The sequence below is a fragment of the Massilia sp. LMS1-1-1.1 genome (genome assembly GCF_040815535.1).
Taxonomy (GTDB): Bacteria; Pseudomonadota; Gammaproteobacteria; order Burkholderiales; family Burkholderiaceae_D; genus Janthinobacterium; species Janthinobacterium aestuarii.
This window is the reverse complement of record NZ_JBFPNG010000001.1, coordinates 1,010,922-1,029,447: the sequence shown is the minus strand read 5'-3', so window position 1 is coordinate 1,029,447 and position 18,526 is coordinate 1,010,922. Positions and strand designations below refer to the sequence as shown.

At 63.4% G+C, this 18,526-nt stretch carries 18 protein-coding genes and 1 tRNA gene; 9 read left to right on the top strand and 10 right to left on the bottom strand.

Annotated elements, in window-relative coordinates:
• The first annotated feature begins 124 nt into the window (after positions 1–124).
• The 8 genes from fdnG (at position 125) to MRBLMS1_RS04660 (ending at position 10,341) form a co-directional block, all read left to right on the top strand.
• Positions 125–3,196: a formate dehydrogenase-N subunit alpha gene (gene fdnG, locus MRBLMS1_RS04695; RefSeq protein ID WP_485878116.1), complete on the top strand. Its 3,072-nt coding sequence runs from the start codon at positions 125–127 to the stop codon at positions 3,194–3,196.
• A 13-nt stretch (positions 3,197–3,209) separates the two neighbouring features.
• Complete coding sequence (gene fdxH, locus MRBLMS1_RS04690; RefSeq protein WP_128142584.1) at positions 3,210–4,133, top strand: formate dehydrogenase subunit beta; 924 nt, start codon at positions 3,210–3,212, stop codon at positions 4,131–4,133.
• A complete protein-coding gene (locus MRBLMS1_RS04685) occupies positions 4,120–4,791 on the top strand; it encodes a formate dehydrogenase subunit gamma (RefSeq protein WP_139089816.1) in 672 nt (223 codons plus the stop codon). Before fdxH ends, MRBLMS1_RS04685 begins: the two co-directional genes overlap by 14 nt.
• Before the next feature lie 135 nt (positions 4,792–4,926).
• Positions 4,927–6,003: a formate dehydrogenase accessory protein FdhE gene (gene fdhE, locus MRBLMS1_RS04680; protein WP_485878114.1), complete on the top strand. Its 1,077-nt coding sequence runs from the start codon at positions 4,927–4,929 to the stop codon at positions 6,001–6,003.
• Entirely contained in the window at positions 6,000–7,409 is a 1,410-nt protein-coding gene (gene selA / locus MRBLMS1_RS04675; RefSeq protein WP_485878112.1) for an L-seryl-tRNA(Sec) selenium transferase, read from the top strand. The genes fdhE and selA overlap by 4 nt, the downstream gene beginning before the upstream one ends.
• Positions 7,406–9,361, top strand: a complete 1,956-nt coding sequence (selB, locus tag MRBLMS1_RS04670; RefSeq protein WP_485878110.1) for a selenocysteine-specific translation elongation factor — start codon at positions 7,406–7,408, stop codon at positions 9,359–9,361. The genes selA and selB overlap by 4 nt, the downstream gene beginning before the upstream one ends.
• Positions 9,362–9,373: 12 nt before the next feature.
• Positions 9,374–9,469 (top strand) — tRNA-Sec (locus tag MRBLMS1_RS04665).
• Positions 9,470–9,627: 158 nt separating this feature from the next.
• Positions 9,628–10,341, top strand: a complete 714-nt coding sequence (locus MRBLMS1_RS04660; RefSeq protein WP_485878108.1) for a substrate-binding periplasmic protein — start codon at positions 9,628–9,630, stop codon at positions 10,339–10,341.
• A gap of 1 nt (position 10,342) precedes the next feature.
• On the opposite strand, the gene MRBLMS1_RS04655 is transcribed toward MRBLMS1_RS04660, so the two are convergent.
• The 7 genes from MRBLMS1_RS04655 to fur form a co-directional block, all read right to left on the bottom strand.
• The gene (locus MRBLMS1_RS04655; protein ID WP_046683987.1) at positions 10,343–11,083 is read right to left on the bottom strand and encodes a GGDEF domain-containing protein; all 741 of its coding nucleotides are present in this window, start codon (positions 11,081–11,083) and stop codon (positions 10,343–10,345) included.
• A gap of 3 nt (positions 11,084–11,086) precedes the next feature.
• A complete protein-coding gene (locus MRBLMS1_RS04650; RefSeq protein WP_070305130.1) occupies positions 11,087–11,485 on the bottom strand; it encodes a DUF1987 domain-containing protein in 399 nt (132 codons plus the stop codon).
• A gap of 22 nt (positions 11,486–11,507) precedes the next feature.
• Positions 11,508–12,065, bottom strand: coding sequence for a SiaB family protein kinase (locus MRBLMS1_RS04645; RefSeq protein ID WP_034756676.1), 558 nt, complete (start codon positions 12,063–12,065; stop codon positions 11,508–11,510).
• Between the two features lie 65 nt (positions 12,066–12,130).
• Entirely contained in the window at positions 12,131–13,339 is a 1,209-nt protein-coding gene (locus MRBLMS1_RS04640; RefSeq protein ID WP_181878060.1) for a SpoIIE family protein phosphatase, read from the bottom strand.
• A gap of 172 nt (positions 13,340–13,511) precedes the next feature.
• Positions 13,512–14,102, bottom strand: a complete 591-nt coding sequence (locus MRBLMS1_RS04635; RefSeq protein WP_331777905.1) for an NAD(P)H-dependent oxidoreductase — start codon at positions 14,100–14,102, stop codon at positions 13,512–13,514.
• Between the two features lie 59 nt (positions 14,103–14,161).
• Positions 14,162–14,527, bottom strand: a complete 366-nt coding sequence (locus MRBLMS1_RS04630; protein WP_046683991.1) for a MerR family transcriptional regulator — start codon at positions 14,525–14,527, stop codon at positions 14,162–14,164.
• Positions 14,528–14,601: 74 nt separating this feature from the next.
• The gene (gene fur, locus MRBLMS1_RS04625; RefSeq protein ID WP_035820181.1) at positions 14,602–15,042 is read right to left on the bottom strand and encodes a ferric iron uptake transcriptional regulator; all 441 of its coding nucleotides are present in this window, start codon (positions 15,040–15,042) and stop codon (positions 14,602–14,604) included.
• A gap of 357 nt (positions 15,043–15,399) precedes the next feature.
• Between fur and MRBLMS1_RS04620 the strand changes: the two genes are divergently transcribed.
• The gene (locus tag MRBLMS1_RS04620; RefSeq protein ID WP_139089810.1) at positions 15,400–16,017 is read left to right on the top strand and encodes an OmpW/AlkL family protein; all 618 of its coding nucleotides are present in this window, start codon (positions 15,400–15,402) and stop codon (positions 16,015–16,017) included.
• A gap of 88 nt (positions 16,018–16,105) precedes the next feature.
• On the opposite strand, the gene MRBLMS1_RS04615 is transcribed toward MRBLMS1_RS04620, so the two are convergent.
• Genes MRBLMS1_RS04615 through MRBLMS1_RS04605 form a run of 3 tightly spaced genes read right to left on the bottom strand, consistent with a single transcriptional unit; the run spans position 16,106 to position 18,441 of the window.
• Positions 16,106–16,933, bottom strand: a complete 828-nt coding sequence (locus MRBLMS1_RS04615; RefSeq protein WP_485878104.1) for a MetQ/NlpA family ABC transporter substrate-binding protein — start codon at positions 16,931–16,933, stop codon at positions 16,106–16,108.
• A gap of 31 nt (positions 16,934–16,964) precedes the next feature.
• Positions 16,965–17,639: a methionine ABC transporter permease gene (locus MRBLMS1_RS04610; protein ID WP_034756701.1), complete on the bottom strand. Its 675-nt coding sequence runs from the start codon at positions 17,637–17,639 to the stop codon at positions 16,965–16,967.
• Positions 17,632–18,441: a methionine ABC transporter ATP-binding protein gene (locus tag MRBLMS1_RS04605; RefSeq protein ID WP_139089807.1), complete on the bottom strand. Its 810-nt coding sequence runs from the start codon at positions 18,439–18,441 to the stop codon at positions 17,632–17,634. Before MRBLMS1_RS04605 ends, MRBLMS1_RS04610 begins: the two co-directional genes overlap by 8 nt.
• Positions 18,442–18,526 lie beyond the last annotated feature (85 nt).

Here is an 18,526-nt window from a genome sequence, read left to right as displayed (position 1 = left end):
CCTTGATCGGGATTGAGGGGTAAAATGATGTCATACGGCACAGGCATGGTGCTTATATCTTGGTGATATGACACGACTACGGCGCCGTATGACTTTTATTTACTCACATCATAGAGGCCTGAATATGGTTCAGATGTCCAGGCGCCAGTTCCTTCGGGTAACTGGCGCGACCATTGCTGGTTCCAGCCTCGCCCTGCTCGGTTTCGCACCGGGCCAGGCGATGGCGGAAGTGCGGCAATACAAGCTGTCTCGCACGACCGAGACACGCAATACCTGTCCCTACTGTTCGGTAGGATGCGGCGTCCTGCTGTATGGACTGGGCGACGGCGCGAAAAATGCCGTCTCCAGCATCATCCACGTGGAAGGCGATGCCGATCACCCGGTGAACCGCGGCACCCTGTGCCCGAAAGGCGCCAGTCTGGTCGACTTCATCCACAGCCCGAACCGCCTGAAAGTGCCCGAGTACCGCGCACCGGGCGGCACGGAATGGCAACCGATCTCCTGGGATGTGGCGCTCGACAAGATCGCGCGCCTGATGAAGGATGACCGTGACGCCAACCTGATCGAAAAGAATGCCGACGGCAAGACCGTCAACCGCTGGCTCTCCACCGGCATGCTTGCCGCGTCCGCCGGCAGCAACGAGGTCGGGTATCTGACCCACAAGACAGTGCGCAGCATGGGGATGCTGACTTTTGATAATCAGGCGCGTGTATGACACGGACCGACGGTGGCAGGTCTTGCCCCGACGTTTGGCCGTGGCGCGATGACGAATCATTGGGTCGATATCAAGAATGCCGACGTGATCCTGGTCATGGGCGGCAATGCAGCAGAAGCACATCCTTGCGGATTCAAATGGGTAACGGAAGCGAAGGCGCATAACAAGGCCAAGCTGATCGTTGTCGATCCGCGTTTTACCCGTACCGCATCCGTGGCAGATTACTATTGCGCCACGCGTACCGGCACGGACATCGTCTTCCTCGGCGCGATCATCAATTATCTGCTGACGAACGACAAGATCCAGCATGAGTACGTGCGCAACTACACGGACATGCCCTTCATCGTGCGCGAAGACTATGCGTTCGAGGACGGCCTGTTCTCGGGTTTCGACAAGGAAAAAGGCAAGTACACCGACAAGGCCACCTGGGATTACGAGATCGGCGAAGACGGCTATGCCAAGGTCGATCCGACCCTGGAACACCCGCGCTGCGTCTACCAGATGATGAAGAAGCACTACGCACGCTACACGACCGAGATGGTCGAACGTACGTGCGGCGTGTCGGCCGACAAGTTCCACAAGGTGGCGGAAGCCCTGGCTTCGACCGCCGTGCCGGGACGCGCCGGTACCATCCTGTACGCGCTGGGCTGGACGCATCACTCGACCGGTGCGCAAACCATCCGCACGGGCGCCATGGTGCAGCTGTTGCTGGGCAATATGGGCATCGCCGGCGGCGGCATGAACGCCTTGCGCGGCCACTCGAACATCCAGGGCTTGACCGATCTGGGCCTGATGTCGAACCTGTTGCCGGGCTACATGACCTTGCCGAACGAGAGCGAGCAGGACTTCGATGGCTATATCGCCGCGCGCGCCACCAAGCCGCTGCGGCCGAACCAGCTCAGCTACTGGAGCAATTACCGCAAATTCCACGTCAGCTTCATGAAGACGTGGTGGGGCGACTTTGCCACGGCGGACAACAACTACGCCTTCGACTACCTGCCAAAGCTCGACAAGCCGTACGACTTGATGCAAGCGATCGAGAACATGCACCAAGGCAAGATGACGGGCTATATCTGCCAGGGCTTCAATGTGCTGGCGTCCGCGCCGAACAAGCAGAAGGTCACGGAAGCGCTGTCCAAGCTGAAGTTCCTCGTCATCATGGATCCGCTGGCCGTGGAAACGGGCGAATTCTGGAAGGCGCACGGGCAGTACCACGAAGTCGATCCGACCAAGATCATGACGGAAGTGTTCCGCCTGCCGACCAGCTGCTTCGCCGAAGAGCGCGGTTCGCTTGTCAGTTCCTCGCGCGTCTTGCAATGGCACTGGCAGGCGGCCGAACCGCCGGGCCAGGCGCGCAGCGACCTCGAGATCATGTCGGGCCTGTTCCTGCGCATGCGCAGCATGTACCAGAAAGAGGGCGGCAAGTTCCCCGATCCTATCGTCAACCTGACGTGGAATTATGCGCAGCCGCATAACCCGCAGCCCGAAGAAATCGCCCGCGAATTCAACGGCAAGGCACTGGCCGACTTGTACGATCCCAAGGATCCGACCAAGCTGCTGGTGAAAAAGGGTGAGCAGCTGGCCTCGTTTGCGCAATTGCGCGACGATGGCACGACCACCAGCGGTTGCTGGATTTTCGCTGGCAGCTGGACGCAGGCGGGCAACCAGATGGGACGGCGCGACAATAGCGACCCGACCGGCATCGGCCAGACCTTGGGCTGGGCCTGGGCGTGGCCGGCGAACCGCCGCGTGCTGTACAACCGCGCTTCGTGCGACTTGAAGGGCAAGCCTTTCGACCCGACCCGCAAGCTGATTGAGTGGAATGGCACCAACTGGAGCGGGGCCGATATTCCCGACTTCAAGGTCGATGAACCGCCGGAAAACGGCATGGGGCCGTTCATCATGCTGGGCGAGGGTGTGGCGCGCTTCTTTGCGCGTGGCGCCATGGCCGAAGGTCCGTTCCCCGAGCATTACGAGCCGTTTGAAAATCCGCTCGGCTACAACCCCATGCATCCGAAAAACCCGCAAGCGACCAGCAATCCTGCCGCGCGCGTGTTTGCCGACGACCGCAAGCTGTTCGGCACGCATGAGGAATATCCGCACGTGGCGACCAGCTACCGTTTGACCGAGCATTTCCATTACTGGACCAAGCATGCACGCCTGAATGCCATCATCCAGCCGGAACAGTTCGTGGAAATCGGCGAGGAACTGGCGGCCAGTATCGGCGTCGTTGCCGGCGGCAAGGTGCGTGTCACGTCCAAGCGCGGCCACATCATCGCCAAGGCCGTCGTCACCAAGCGCATCAAGGCCTTGAAGATCGAAGGCAAGCAGGTGCATACCGTGGGCCTGCCGCTGCACTGGGGCTTTACGGGCGTGGCCAAGCCGGGGTATCTGATTAATTCCCTGACACCGGGCGTGGGGGATGCGAATTCGCAGACACCGGAATTCAAGTCCTTCCTCGTGAAGGTGGAAAAAGCATGATGGGAGATCGATAATGGCACTGCAATCCTTAGATATCCGGCGCCTGTCCGCCACCACGGTGACGCCGCCGCAAGCGCGTACCCCGGTGACGGGCACGGTGGCCAAGCTGATCGATGTGTCGAAGTGCATCGGCTGCAAGGCTTGCCAGACGGCGTGCATGGAATGGAACGACTTGCGTGACGAAGTCGGCGAAAACCATGGCACCTATGACAATCCGACGGACCTGACGCCGCAATCGTGGACGGTGATGCGTTTTGCCGAACACGAAAACAACGACGGCAACCTCGAGTGGCTGATCCGCAAGGACGGCTGCATGCACTGCGAGGATCCGGGCTGTCTGAAAGCCTGTCCGGCTCCGGGCGCCATCGTGCAGTACACGAACGGCATAGTGGACTTCCACCAGGAAAACTGCATCGGCTGTGGCTACTGCGTGGCCGGCTGTCCTTTCGACGTGCCCCGCATTTCGAAAAAGGACGACCGCGCCTACAAGTGCACCTTGTGCTCGGACCGCGTGGCCGTGGGCCAGGAACCGGCCTGCGTGAAAACGTGTCCGACGGGCGCCATCGTGTTCGGCACCAAGGAAGACATGAAGGTGCATGCGGAAGAACGCATCGTTGACCTGAAGTCGCGCGGTTTCGAGAACGCTGGCCTGTACGATCCGCTGGGCGTGGGCGGCACGCACGTGATGTACGTGCTGCACCATGCCGACAAGCCGAAGCTGTATTCGAACTTGCCGGAACGCCCGCGCATCAGCCCGATGGTGGGCTTCTGGAAGGGCTGGTCCAAGCCGCTGGCGGTGGCCGGCATGGCCGCCACGGCCCTGGCAGGGCTGTTCCATTACACGCGTGTCGGTCCGAACGAAGTGAGCAAGGACGAAGAGCACGAAGCGCTGGAAGAGGCCAAGCGCATACGGGAGGAAGACCATGAGCCACAGTGATCTGCATGATGGCAAGCTGCGCGACAAGGATGGCAATCCCTTGATCGAACGCTACAACCCGAACGAGCGCACGAATCACTGGGTGACCGCCATCACCTTCGTCATGCTGGCCCTGTCCGGGCTGGCCATGTTCCATCCGTCGATGGCGTGGCTGGCGAACCTGTTCGGCGGCGGGCAATGGACGCGCATCCTGCATCCGTTCGCCGGCCTGGTGATGTTCGTCTCGTTCGCGATCCTCGTGGTGCGCTTCTGGCACCACAACAAGTTCGAGGACGGCGACAAGCAGTGGCTGAAACAGATGGACGACGTGCTCAACAACCGCGAAGAGAAGCTTCCGAAGATCGGCAAATACAATGCCGGCCAGAAGATCCTGTTCTTCGTGCTGCTGGCCAGCATGATCGGCTTGCTGCTGTCGGGGATCGTGATCTGGCGCGCGTATTTCGCGTTCTATTTCCCGATCGACGTGGTGCGCTTTGCCGCCTTGCTGCATGCCGGTTGCGCGTTTGCCATCATCTGCGCCATCATCGTGCACATCTACGCGGCCCTGTGGGTCAAGGGCTCGATCGGCGCCATGGTGCGCGGCACCGTCACCTACGGCTGGGCGCGCAAGCACCATCCGAAGTGGTTTGAATCGGTGATCCGCAATACGAGAAAGTAGGCAGTTAGGGTACGTTTTGCCCCAAGTGCAAAAGCTGGGGTCAGACCCGTCGGGTCTGACCCCTGTTTTACTTTGCGGCTTGCGATGACTGTATCGATTAAAATACTTTTTACAGCACAGCCAACTCCGCTGGCCATGCTGTGCTTTTTTGATGGGAAAACTCCATTGGTACAACGCATACTCCAGCCAGGCGAAATCGAAGGCCTGGACCACAACGCGATTCCGCGCCTGCTGCTGCCGCAGCCTGGCAGCCTGTTTACGGCGCGCGCCTTGCGCCTGCGCGAACTGGCGCAAGGTAACATCAAGGGCATCCCCGTCGACGCGGGCATGCAGGGCTACCTGGTGTTGATGGCCGCGCTGGCCGATGCGCAGGCGGCCGTGGTGGGAAAACTGGCGCCCGGCGCCGTGCCTGCCGCCGATCCCGACGCGCTGCGCCGCGCCATCCAGCACCGCATGCCGGTGCTGCCCGTCAGCGGCGCCCGCCCACCCGTCTGGCGCGACATTTTCGCCAGCCTGCTCGATGAACTGGCCGCCACGGCGGCAAGCCAGCCGGCATTGTCCGGCGGCCTGACCCAGGTGCTGGCCCAGCTGCGCGCGCTCGATGCACAAGCGCTGGACGCCTGCGCCGATGCCGTGCTCGATGAAAACGGCGACAACCTCAATCCCATGCATGCGCCATTCGTCGCGGCCGCCCTGCAAATCCTGTGGTCGGTGTCGGCCAGCGAATTGCGCGCCGCGCGCGTGCCGGACCTGGAAACGGGCACCCTGTGTCCCGTCTGCGGTTCGCATCCGGTCGCCAGTGTGATCCGCATCGGCGGCCAGTCGCAGGGCTACCGCTACCTGCACTGCGGCATTTGCGAAAGCGAATGGCATATGGTGCGCGTCAAGTGCTCGACTTGCGAACAGAATGGCAAGATCGCCTACCAGGGCCTGGACGCGGCCGACGCCAAGCCGTTCGACCCCGTGACGGCGAAGGACGACAAATTGCCGAACAAGGCGAACGATCCGAAGAAGGTGGCGCGCGCGGAAACCTGCGACGACTGCCACACCTACCGCAAGGTCTTCAACCAGGAACACGATTACAACGTCGAACCGCTGGCCGACGACCTGGCCAGCCTGATGCTCGACCTGCTGGTGGGTGAAGCGGGCTACCAGCGCGCCAGCGGCAATCCGCTGCTGTGGCTGGGCAAAAGCCCGGATCAGCCGTCATGACGACGGGGCAAACCGTGCGCCTGCCGTCGGTAGACCGCATCCTGGGCGACGCGGCTTGCCTGGCCCTGATCGCGCGCTATGGCCGCGTGCAGACCCTGGCCTGCGCGCGCGCCGTGCTGGCCGAACTGCGCACGGCCATGCTGGCGGGCGCAGTGTGCGAGGAGGGCGCATCGATCGCCGCCATCGCCACGCAAATGGATGAGCGGTTGCAAGCGCAAGCGCGCCCGCAGCTGCGCGCCGTCTTCAACCTGACGGGCACCGTGCTGCATACGAATCTGGGCCGCGCCTTGCTGCCCGATACGGCCGTGCAGGCCGTGGTGGAAGCGCTGCAGTGGCCGATGAATCTGGAATTTGACCTGGAAACGGGCAAGCGCGGTGACCGCGACGACCTGGTCGAGGAATTGCTGCGCGAACTGACGGGGGCCGAAGCGGCCACCATCGTCAACAACAATGCGGCCGCCGTGCTGCTGATGCTCAATACCCTGGCGCAGAATAAAGAGGTCGTCGTCTCGCGCGGCGAGCTGGTGGAAATCGGCGGCGCCTTCCGCATCCCCGACGTCATGACGCGCGCGGGCGCCGTGCTGCGCGAAGTGGGCAGCACGAACCGCACGCACCTGGCCGATTACGCGCATGGCGTGAACGAGAACACGGCCCTCTTGATGAAGGTCCATTGCAGCAATTACGCGATTACCGGTTTCACGAAAAGCGTGGAGCTCGATGAACTCGTGCCGTTGGCCGTAAAACACGGCGTGCCGACGGCCGTGGACCTGGGCAGCGGTACCCTGGTCGACCTGGCGCAGTACGGTCTGCCGCATGAAACGACGGTGCGCGAAACCATCGAAGCGGGCGCCGACCTGGTGACCTTCAGCGGCGATAAATTGCTGGGCGGCCCGCAGTGCGGCGTCATCGTCGGGCGCGCCGATCTGATCGCGAAGATCAAGCGCAACCCATTGAAACGTGCACTGCGGGTCGGCAAGCTGACCCTGGCCGCACTGGCTCCCGTGCTGCAGCTGTACCGCGCGCCGGACTTGCTGGCCGAACGGCTGACCACCTTGCGTTTGCTGACGCGTCCCGCCGCCGCCATGCGCGCGCAGGCGGAAACCGTGCTGCCGCTGCTGCAAAGCGTACTCGGTGCCGACTATGTGGCCACCGCCGAAGCCATGAAAAGCCAGATCGGCAGCGGCGCCTTGCCCGTCGACCAGCTGCCCAGTTTTGGTCTGGCCATTCGCAGCGCGCCCGCCTCGCGCCTGAGCAATCCCCTGGGTGTGCTGGAACAGCGTTTGCGCGCCTTGCCGTGCCCCGTGATCGGGCGCATCGGCCAGGACACCCTGTGGCTGGACCTGCGCTGCCTGGAAGCGGCGCACGAGACGGTCTTCATCGCGCAGCTCGCCGAGTTGTCCGCATGATCGTCGGCACCGCAGGCCATATCGACCATGGCAAGACCACCCTCACGCGCGCGCTGACGGGCGTGCACACGGACCGCCTGAAGGAAGAGCAGGCGCGCGGCATTTCGATTGAGCTCGGCTATGCCTACCTGCCGCTGGCGGACGGCACGGTGCTGGGCGTGATCGACGTGCCGGGCCACGAAAAATTCGTCCGCACCATGGCTTCCGGCGTGACGGGCATCGACTTCGCCCTGCTCGTGGTGGCGGCCGACGATGGCGTCATGCCGCAGACGCACGAGCACCTGGCCATCTTGCAGCTGCTCGGTGTGACGCGCGGCGCCGTGGCGCTGACCAAGATCGACCGCGCCGACAGCGCCCGCGTCGCGCAGGTGGAGCTTGACATCGAAGCGCTGCTGGCCGGCACGCCGCTGGCGGGCAGCCCGATCTTTCCCACTGCCGCCAACCGCGACGACGATGCCGGCGTGGCCGCCTTGCTGGCACACCTGACGCAAGTGGCGCGCAGCCTGCCGCAGCGCGACGAGCGGCGTTTGTTCCGCCTGGGCGTGGACCGCGTGTTCACCTTGTCGGGCCAGGGCACCATCGTTACGGGCACGGCGCTGGCGGGCCGCGCGCAGGTGGGCGACATGCTGCAGCTGGCGCCCGGCGGCGCGCAGGCCCGGGTGCGCAGCATCCATGCGCAGAACCGCGCGGCCGAGACGGGCATGGCGGGCCAGCGCCTGGCGCTGAACCTGGCCGGCATCGACCGCGAGCGCATCGAGCGGGGCAACTGGATCGTCGCGCCCGAGCTGGCGCAGTGCTCCGAGCGCCTCGACGTGGAACTGACGCTCTTGCCCGACGCGGGCGTGCAGCTGAAAGCCTGGTCGCCGCTGCACGTGCACCTGGGCGCGGCGCACCAGCTGGCGCGCGCCGTCATGCTCGATGGCGAGACCCTGTCGCCGGGACAGACGGGAAGAGTACAGCTGGTGTTCGACGCCCCCATGCACGGCGTGCCGGGCGACCGCTTCGTCGTGCGCAATGCGCAAGCCACGCAGACGGTGGGCGGCGGCATGGTACTCGATCCGTTTGGTCCCGCGCGCAAGCGGCGCAGTCCGGCCAGGCTGGCCTGGCTTGATGCGCTGGCCGCCTTCATCGCGCACGGCGACTATGCGGCCCTGCTGGCGCAAAGCCCGCTGGGGCTGCGCGAGTCGCTGCTGGTGCGCCTGTCCCTGTTGCCGGCGGACGCGCTGGCGCTGCCGCCCGACACGCGGCGCATCGCCCTGCGCGGCGGCGACGCCTTGCTGGTGGCGCCGCCGGCGTTGCTGGCGCTGCAGGAGCGGGTGCTGGCCGCACTGGAAAACTTCCACGCGCGCGCACCCGACGAGGCGGGGCCGGAACTGTGGCGGCTGAAACGCATCGTCGACGCGGAGATGGAAGACGCCTTGTGGAGCCATCTGGTCGAAGGCTTGCTGGCGCGCGGCGAGATCCTCGCGCGCGGTGCCAGCCTGCACTTGCCGACGCACAGCGTGGAACTGACGCCGCAGGAGCAATCGGTGGCCGAACCCTTGCTGGCCGCGCTGGAGCAGGGGCGAGCCGATCCGCCATGGACGCGCGACCTGGCGCGCAGCTTCGGCCTGGCCGAGGACGAGACGCGCAGGCTGTTGCGCAAACTTGCCAAGGCAGGCCAGATCAGCCAGGTCGTGCACGACCTGTTCTATCACCAGGCGGCGCTGGCCGAGCTGGCGCAACTGGTACGCACCCTGACCGAAAAAGCGGAGCTGGGCGAAGGCCTGTCGCCCGGTGCCGGCGCCGTCGGTGCGGCCACCTTCCGCGACGCCAGCGGCCTGGGCCGCAAGCGGGCGATCCAGGTCTTGGAATTCTTTGACCGCGTCGGTTATACTCGCCGTGTTGGCAATGGGCATCTATTGCGCCCGCAAGCGCTGTGGTCCTATACGGCAGCCTCGCCCAACAGCTAGCTCAGGCACCGCGGAAAGCACACTCATCCGGTGATGTGGCCGGGCTTCAAACCCGGTGGAGGGCGTCAGACGTTCTCCCGTAGGTTCGACTCCTACTGTTTTCCGCCAGTTACTTTTCCTCCCATCCCCGCCCGCATGACGTTCTGCCGGCGTTGGCTTGTTGCCACGTTGCCGAAAATAGTTGATTGAATTGCCCATATGCGGCGATGCCGCTGCGGGCCGATGGTAACATCGGCTTGAATCCCCTGTAGCAGAAGAAAGCAAGCATGAAACAAGCAAGCATGGCACGGCTGCTGGCAGCGGCGCTGCTGATGCCGGCGCTGGCCGCCGCGGCCGGCCTGCGCATCGTCGGCGAGCATTTGCCGCCATCGAGCATGATGGAAGGCAATGTCGTCGTGGGGCGTGAAACGCTCAAGGTGCGCGACATCATGGCGCGCGCCGGTATCGCCTACAGCATCGAATTGCTGCCGTGGAAGCGCGCGTATGCGCAGGCGCTGCGCGAAGCCGACACCTGCATCTTTTCCACCAGCCGCACGCAGGAACGCGAAGCGCAATTTCGCTGGATCGGCCCCCTCAACGAAGCGGAATGGATACTGTATGGCCTGGCCGAGCGGCACCTCACCTTGCGCACGCTGGCCGATGCGCGCGGCCTGGTGATCGGCACGGTGCTTGGCGACGCGCGCGACGATTACCTGCGCCAGCGCGGCATGAACGTGGCGCCCGTGACGCAGGAGTGGCTCAATCCGCAAAAGCTGCTGCTGGGGCGTATCGACCTGTGGGCCGTCGGCATGGCGGTGGGCAGCAAGCCTTTCGTCGGCAAGGAGTGGGAGGGCAAGGTGGTGCCGCTGCTGACCTTCAACCGCGTGCAAACTTACCTCGCCTGCAACAAGCAATTGCCCGAGGCGCAGGTGGCGGCCATGCAGCGCGCAGCGGCCGCCATGCGCCGCGACGGTAGCATGGCGCGCGAGCAGCTGCGCTGATTCAGCTCTCCAGCCATTGGCGCACGCAGTTGCGTCCTTCGCGCTTGGCCTGGTACAGCGCCTGATCCGCATGGCTGTAGGCCGTCTCGAACGGCGTGCCGGCACGGTTCCAGCTCAGGCCCACGCTGACGGTGATGGCGCGCGTGATGGGCGCCGCATGGCGCTGGCGGCCGACCGTCTCGCAGATGCGCTGCGCCACTTGCGCCGCGTCGTCGCGCGAAGAGGTGGGCCAGACGACGGAAAACTCTTCTCCGCCGACCCGGCCGATGGCCGTTTCCTGTCCCAATAGCCCCTTCAGGCAGTCGACCACGGCCTGGATCACGCCGTCGCCGGCCGGGTGGCCGAAGTCGTCGTTGACCTGCTTGAATAAATCGATATCGAGCACGATCAGCGCCATGTCGCCTTGCGCCAGGCAGCGCGACGCGTGGTCGATCACGGCGCCGCGGTTCAGGGCGCCCGTCAGCGGGTCGTGCGTGGCGCGGTATTCGAGCTGGCCGGCCAGGGTCTGCAATTGGCGGTTCAGCAGATGCATGTCGCGCTCGGCGCGGTCGCTGCGGCCGATCAGGCGCCGCGTCTCGCGCATCAGCCGCTCGTAGTGGATGATCAGTTCACCGAGCACGCGCCGCTGTTCCGCGCCCGAGGCATTGGCGTCGGCGTGCATGCGGCGCGCGGCAGCCAGCGCCGCCGCTTCCACGGTGAACAGGTCGGGCTCCAGGCCGGACTCGGAGAGGGCGGCGCGCATGTCCTAGCTGCCCTGCACGGGATGGTCGTGGAAGTCCAGCGCTGTGAAGTCCTGCTGCAGCTCCTCGCCGAATTCCAGGATAGTGTCGTCGTCCTCGTCGTGGTACCAGTTCAGGCGTACCTGGTTGCCATCGACGGCCGCCTGGTTCAGGGTGTCGAACAGGGTAAACAGCATCTTCGTGCTCGAGCTGTTGAAGTAGGCCAGCGAGACGTTGACGGTGATGGCTGCTTCGCGGCAGCCTTCCAGATAGGCGCGCACGGCGGCGATCAGCGGGCCATAGAAGGCGGCCGCGTTTTCCGGATACGACTCGCCCTTGATCGACAGGGTGTGCTGCTCGAAACGGAAGTCGATTTCGGGCGAACTCGGGGTCGCGGCGATGAACAGTGGTGACGGTAATTGCATATGCTTTCCTGAGTCGGCTCTTTCAAATGATGGCTTTGATGCAGAAGATGGTGTGGCCCGGCTCCTGGGGATCCTGGACGAATTCGAATTCCAGCGGCTCGCTGGCGTCGCGCGCCATGGTGAGAAACCCCAGGCCCGCGCCCTTGCTGTCGGCCGGCGCTTCCTCGCGCAGGGCCTTCTTGTAGGCGAGGCGGATTTCTTCCATCGTCATCGTGTGCAGCGGCTCCAGGCGGGCGCGGATCTGCGCCACGTTGTCCGTCGAGACGGGGTTGGCGCACAGCAGAAAAAAGCTGTCGCCGCGCGTGCCGATGCAAAACGAGCCGCGCCGCATCTGCTGGTCCAGCTGCGCATCGGGGGTCAGGCTGTCGGCGGAATAGTGCATGATGTTTTGCGACATCTCGATGAACGAGGAAAAGATGCGTCGCCGCGTGGGTCCTGCCGCGCCGGCCGTGTCGAGGCGCGCCTTGATGGTTTCGGAAATGGCGTTCACCACGTGCTGCGAGAAATAGCCCACGTAAAAAAAGATGATGTTGCGCTTGCGGGCCACATCCCAAAACTCGTTGAATTCTTCGTACAGCACGTCCGTGCTCCTGGCTAGCCGGTGTCCCGGTTTCTTGTTGATAAGGTGGCGCGATGGCGCCAAAACTACAGGCGGAAACAGAAAAAAGTCAGGTCGTCGCGGCGCGGCTGCGCTCCCTGCCACGCGGCGCTATCCTGCAGCAGGGCCGCCGCCACGTCGCCGGCGGGAGCGTCGCGCTGCGCCAGCAGCTGCTCGCGCATGCGCCGCTTGCCGTAGGCGATGTCGCGCGCGCCGCCGATCTGGTCGAGCAAGCCGTCGGTGGTGAGGAACAGCAGGCTGCCGGCGGGTATGGCCAGCGTCTCGTTGTGCCAGCAGTAGCCGGCCGGCGTGTCGACATAGCCCACGCCCATGCGCGCGCCGTCGATGGCGCGCACGGCCTCTTCGCCGGGCGCCACCACGTGCAGCGCCAGTTTCGCCCCCGCGAAACGCAGGCTGGCGCTGGCCGTGTCGTAGCACAGGAAGGCGCAATCCATGCCGTCATTCGAGCCGGCGTGGTGGCCGGTGCTGGCGCCATCCTGGCCCAGCAAGGTCTTGATGGCGCGGCTGACGGCGCCGATCAGGGCGGCCGGGTCGTGCGGTCCCAGTTCGCGCAGGGCCTGGCTCAGGGCCGACGAGGCGATCAGGGTCATGAAGGCGCCCGGCACGCCGTGGCCCGTGCAGTCGGCGATGGCGGCGAACCAGCCGCCCGCATGGCGTTCAAAAAAATAGAAATCGCCGCCGACGACGTCGCGCGGCTGCCATTCCAGGTGCGCGTCGGGCAGGGTGGCGCGCAGTTCTGCATCGGAGGTGCGCAGCAGGGCGCGCTGGATCACGCTGGCGTAATCGATGCTGTGCATGATCTGCCGGTTCTTTTCCGCCTGCATGGTGGCGACCACGTTCATCAGCTGCAAGCCGAAGCCCACGCCGGCCAGCGCGCCATCCTCGGTGATGATGAAGCCGTCGGCCAGCGCCTTCTCGCCCGCTTCCACGGCGCGGAAGGTGAGGTCTTCGATGCTCATGGCGCCGTCGACGATCAGCGGTTCCTTGTCCATGAAGGCGATGCAGCTCTTCTTGCCGTACACCTCGTGATAGAAGGGCTTGGACATTTGCGACATGAAGATGTTACGGCTGATCAAGCCGATGGGTTTGTGCTGTTCCGTGACGGGCAGGCTCATCATGTCGCGCCGTTCCGTGAACAGTTCCAGCACGGCGAAATTGCTGGCGTCGGCCTGCACGGATTCCGTGGCGATGCACAGGTCGGACGCCACGGACGTGCGATAACGGGGAAGATGCAATCGAGAAGCGTTGAACTCCACAGCGGCTACCTTTAGATGACGGTCGGACCCTTGTTGTCGCGAGAGCAAGGCGACTGACAAACAGGCAATATCATCATGGTAGCCTTTGAATATGACGGCTTGATTACCAGCTTGTCAAAACCGTATGCAAGATGGCAGCATGGCAAGCAACCTACAGGCGCCGGGCCAGCGCCTGCGCCTGTTCCAGCCAGCGCGCGCGCTGCGGCTCTGTGGCGTTCAAAATGGGACCGAAGCTGGCCACCTTGACGGGCTTGATGCCGCAAAATTCCAGCGTCGTCTTGCGCAGCTGGTGGATGCCGGGCATGCGGTAGACCCAGCGGAAATACCAGGGCGGCGTGTCCATCGTCACCAGCAGCTGGGCCGTGCGGCCCAACAGCAGCTGCGCCGGGAATGCCTTGCCCGGGCGATACTTGAAGGCGTAGCCGGGCAGGAAGACGCGGTCGACAAAACCCTTCAGCAGGGCCGGCGCGCCGCCCCACCAGATCGGGTAGGCGAACACCAGGTGTTCGGCCCAGCTGATGGCTTCCTGGGCCGCCAGCAAGTCCGCTTCCAGCGGCTGTACCTGGCGGTAGCCTTCGTGCAGGATGGGATCGAAGTCGAGCTGGCCCAGGCGCAGCTCGCGCACGGTGTGGCCTTCGCTGCGGGCCGTGGCGGCGTAGGCATCGGCCAAGGCGGCGCAAAAGCTGTCGCTGGACGGGTGGCCGAGGAGTATCAAAATGCGCTTGGGTGTCGTCTTGGTCATGATGCACGCTGTCCGTTAAAGAAGAGCTTGCATGCTAAAGCCTGCCCCTAGTGGCAGAGTCAAGCGGCCTCTTGCAGACGCTGGCGCGCCAGGCAGTCGCCGATCTCCGTGTCGATGTCGGCCAATTGCGCGTCGAGCTGGCGCAGGCGGGCGATATCCTGCTGCACCTGCGCGCGCTTGGCGGCGATGTGCTGCGACAGGGCGGCCCAGTCGGTATCGTCGCCGGCCAGGACGGGCAGCAGTTCGGCCAGGCGGAAGCCCAGGACCTGCGCCTGGCGTATCAGCTTGACCTGCGCCAGGTCTTGCTGCGTGTAGACGCGATATGCACCCGAGCGGCGCACGTCCCCCAGCAAGCCCAGCGCTTCATAGTGACGCAAGGCCTTGGGCGAGGTGCCCGCCAGGCGGGCGATTTCTCCGATGTACATGCTTGTCCTTTATCGAGCGGCGACGTACGCAGTGTAGCGCAGCTGGCTTGCCAGACGCTACCTTGCGCGCTGCATCAGGAGGGCTTGCGCGGCGGGACTTTCTTCGCCGTGCACTCGGCGCAGGTGCCGTACAGCGACAGCGCGTGCTCGTGCAACACGAAGCCCCGCTCGGCGGCGATTTCGTTCTGGCGCAGTTCGATGCCTTCATCGACGAATTCATCGACCTTGCCGCAACCCGTGCAGACCAGGTGGTCGTGGTGCTGGCCTTCGTTCAGTTCGAAGACGGCGTGGCCCGATTCGAAGTGGCGGCGAAACAGAATGCCCGCTTCGGCAAACTGCATCAGCACGCGGTAGATGGTGGCCAGGCCCACGTCGATCTTTTCGGCCAGCAAGAGTTTGTAGACATCGTCCGCACTCAGGTGCTTGATCGTGCCTTCTTGAAACAGCTGCAGAATCCGCAAGCGGGGGATGGTCACTTTCAAGCCCGATTCACGCAGTTCCCTCAATATATCCATGTCTCCCATTCCTTTTGTAATCGCCTAGCGAGGTCATTCATTATATCGCAAATGATAATCATTACTATTCTCATTTGTATCGTGCGAACTGGAAATATTATGCTGGCTAGCTGACCTGCCAACCAGTGACATCGGCGCAAGTAGTGATTGCGTGGCGGGCAACATATGCCGGCATTGCGCGCCGACATGGAGGCCATGCAAGCGCTCACGCTGCATTGCCGCATTTTCTTGACCTGGGCAAAGGAAAAAATGCCTCTAGTGATGCCATCTAGCACTATTTGATGTGGATCAAAGTTTTTGTTGCACTGCACTCTTAGACTTCGCAGCGTTACTTAACGACAAAAAGAGGGAACTAGAATGAAAAAGTCCGCAACTGCAGCAGCAATCGTCCTGGCCGCCATCGGCGCATTCGCCGGCAACGCAATGGCACAGGAAAGCCCATGGCTGGTCCGTGCGCGCGCCGTGCACCTCGATCCGGCCAACAAATCCACGCCGGTCTTTGGCACTGGTGCATCGGACACGATCCATGTCAGCAGCAAGACGATTCCCGAAATTGATATTTCGTATTTCTTCACCCCGAATATCGCTGCCGAGCTGATCCTGACCTACCCGCAAAAGCATGACGTCACCTTGTCCGGCACGAAGATCGGTACCTTCAAGCATTTGCCGCCGACCCTGTCGCTGCAATACCACTTCATGCCTGAAAAACAGTTCAGCCCTTACGTGGGTGCCGGCATCAACTACACGAATATCTCGGACGTGAAATTGCTGAACGGCGCCGGCCGTCTGGAACATGACAGCTGGGGCTACTCGCTGCAAGCCGGTGTCGACTACAAGCTGGACAAAAACTGGTCCCTGAACTTCGACATCAAGAAAGTGCAGATCCGCAGCGACGTAATGGCCGGTGGCGCCAAGATCAGCGAAGTCAAGGTTGATCCTGTCCTGATCGGTGTCGGCGTCGGCTACCGTTTCTAAGCATTGACCGGCTGCGCCCACGCGGCGTGGACAATAAAAAAACGGCCAGGTGCGAACCTGGCCGTTTTTTTGCGTGCAGTGCTTTGCCTTATTTTTTCAGCGTCTTTTCCAGCGCCAGCTGGTAGTCCGTCTTTTCGTAGCCGGCCAAATACTTGTTCGTCGCGTCGAGGAAGGCGCGCGAGCGGTAGGCCGCTTCCAGGTCCTTGACCCATGGCTTGGCCTTGTCGGCCGTGCGGATGGCCACCAGGTTGATGTAGCTGTCCGAGATCTTTTCCACGGCGAGGGCCGACGTCAGCTTCATGCCGGCGGCCAGGGCGAAGTTGCCGTTGACGAAAGCGTAGTCGGCGTCCGCCAGCGAGCGTGGCAGCTGCGCCGCTTCCAGCGGCACCAGTTTCAGCTTCTTCGGGTTCTCCAGCACGTCGCGCTCTGAAGCGCGCAACGGGTCGACGTTCGGTTTCAGTTTGATCCAGCCCATCTTGGCCAGCATGACCAGCGCGCGCGCCTGGTTGGTCGGGTCGTTCGGCATGGTGATGGTGGCGCCGTTTTTGACTTCCGCCAGGGACTTTTGCTTGCCGCCGTACAGGCCGATCGGCATGGTCGGCACGGTGATCAAGGGGCTCAATGGCAGCTTGTTATCGGTGGCAAACTTGGTCAGATACACGATGTGCTGGAACACGTTGGCGTCCAGCGAACCTTCGGCCAGCGCGTAGTTCGGCTGCACGTAGTCGTTGAATTCCACGATCTTGACCTTGTAGCCCTGTTTTTCCAGGATAGGCTTGATGCCCAGTTTCAGCTGGTCCGAATACGGGCCGGAACTGGTGCCGATGACGAGTTCTTTCGGGTCCTTGGCGTGGGCGGCGGTGGCGAAGGCCAGGCTGGTGGCGGCGACGAGCAGGGTGCGGCGAATATGGTTCATGCTTTTCCTTGTACTGAAATACTGAAATGAATTAACGTTTGTCGAGGCGCTTGGCGATGCGCGTGCCGGCGAACTGGATGGTTTGCACCAGCACGATCAGGATGGCCACGGTGGCGACCATGATGTCCGTCTCGAAGCGGTAGTAGCCGTAGCGGATGGCCAGGTCGCCGATGCCGCCGCCTCCCACCACGCCGGCCACGGCCGAATATGACAGGAAGCTGATCGACAGCACGGTCAGCGCCAGCACGAGGCCGGAGCGCGCTTCCACCAGCAGCACGCGGAAGATGATCTGCATTTCCGACGCGCCCATGGCGTGCGCCGCCTCGATCACGCCGCGCGGCACTTCGCGCAGGTTCTGTTCCACCAGGCGCGCCAGGTAGGGAATGGCGGCGAACGACAGCGGCACGGCAGCTGCCAGCGGGCCGATCGACGTGCCCGCGATGATGCGCGTAAACGGCGTCAGGGCGACGAGCAGGATGATGAACGGGAAGCTGCGCACGGTGTTCACCAGCCAGCCGAGGATCATCGACAGCGGACGGTTTTCCAGCGACTGGCCTTCCGACACGAGGAACAGCAAGATGCCCAGCGGGCCGCCGACCAGGATGGCGGCCGTGAGACCGATGCCCAGCATGGTCATGGTCTGGCCCAGCGCCACCCAGATTTCCGGCAGCAGGTTGATGACGTTATTGATCGATTCTTCAAACATGTGTTGCATCCTTCCATGCGGTGGCTTCAAACGCCTCGGTGCCGTAATAAGCGAGCTCGCGTCCCAGCGCCGTCTTGCGCGGGGTGGCCGTGTCGCTCAGATCGAATTGTTCGGCGATGGCGCCTTTTTCCACGACGGCGACGCGGTTGCAGATGGCGCCCAGCACCGACAGCTCATGGCTGACGATGACGATGGTCACGCCCAGGCGCGCATTGATGTCGCGCAGGGTATCGAGCAGGGCGCGCGTCGTTTCCGCGTCCAGCGCGGACGTCGGCTCGTCGCACAGCAGCACGTCGGGATGGCTGGCCAGGGCGCGGGCAATCGCCACGCGCTGCTTCTGCCCGCCGGACAATTGCGCCGGATAGCTGTGCAGCTTGTCGGACAGGCCGACGAGCGCCAGGCATTCCTCGACTCTGGCGGCGATCTGCTCGCCCTTGGTCGTGCCATGGATTTTCAGGGGGAAGGCGACGTTGTCGAACACGCTGGCGTTTTGCAGCAGATTGAATTGCTGGAAAATCATGCCGATATTCTGGCGCGCGTCGCGCAATTCGCTCTTGCCCAGGCGTGTCAGTTCGCGCCCGGCCACGGTAATGGTGCCGCTGTCAGGACGCTCGAGCAGATTAATCAGGCGCAGCAGGGTCGATTTGCCGGCGCCGCTCTTGCCGATCAGGCCGAAAATATCACCGGGATAGACTTCCAGCGTGACCGATTTGACCGCGTGGAATTGTTCGCCTTTGGGCAGCGCGAAGGTCTTGTTCGCGCCATCGATGCGAATCACCGGCGTACGGTGTGGTGTGGTCATGCAGTGTTTCCTTTTTTATTGGACCGTGACAGGCGCGCTTGCAGGGGCCAAATCGCCCAGCCTGTTACGTCGGTTGCGTAGTATA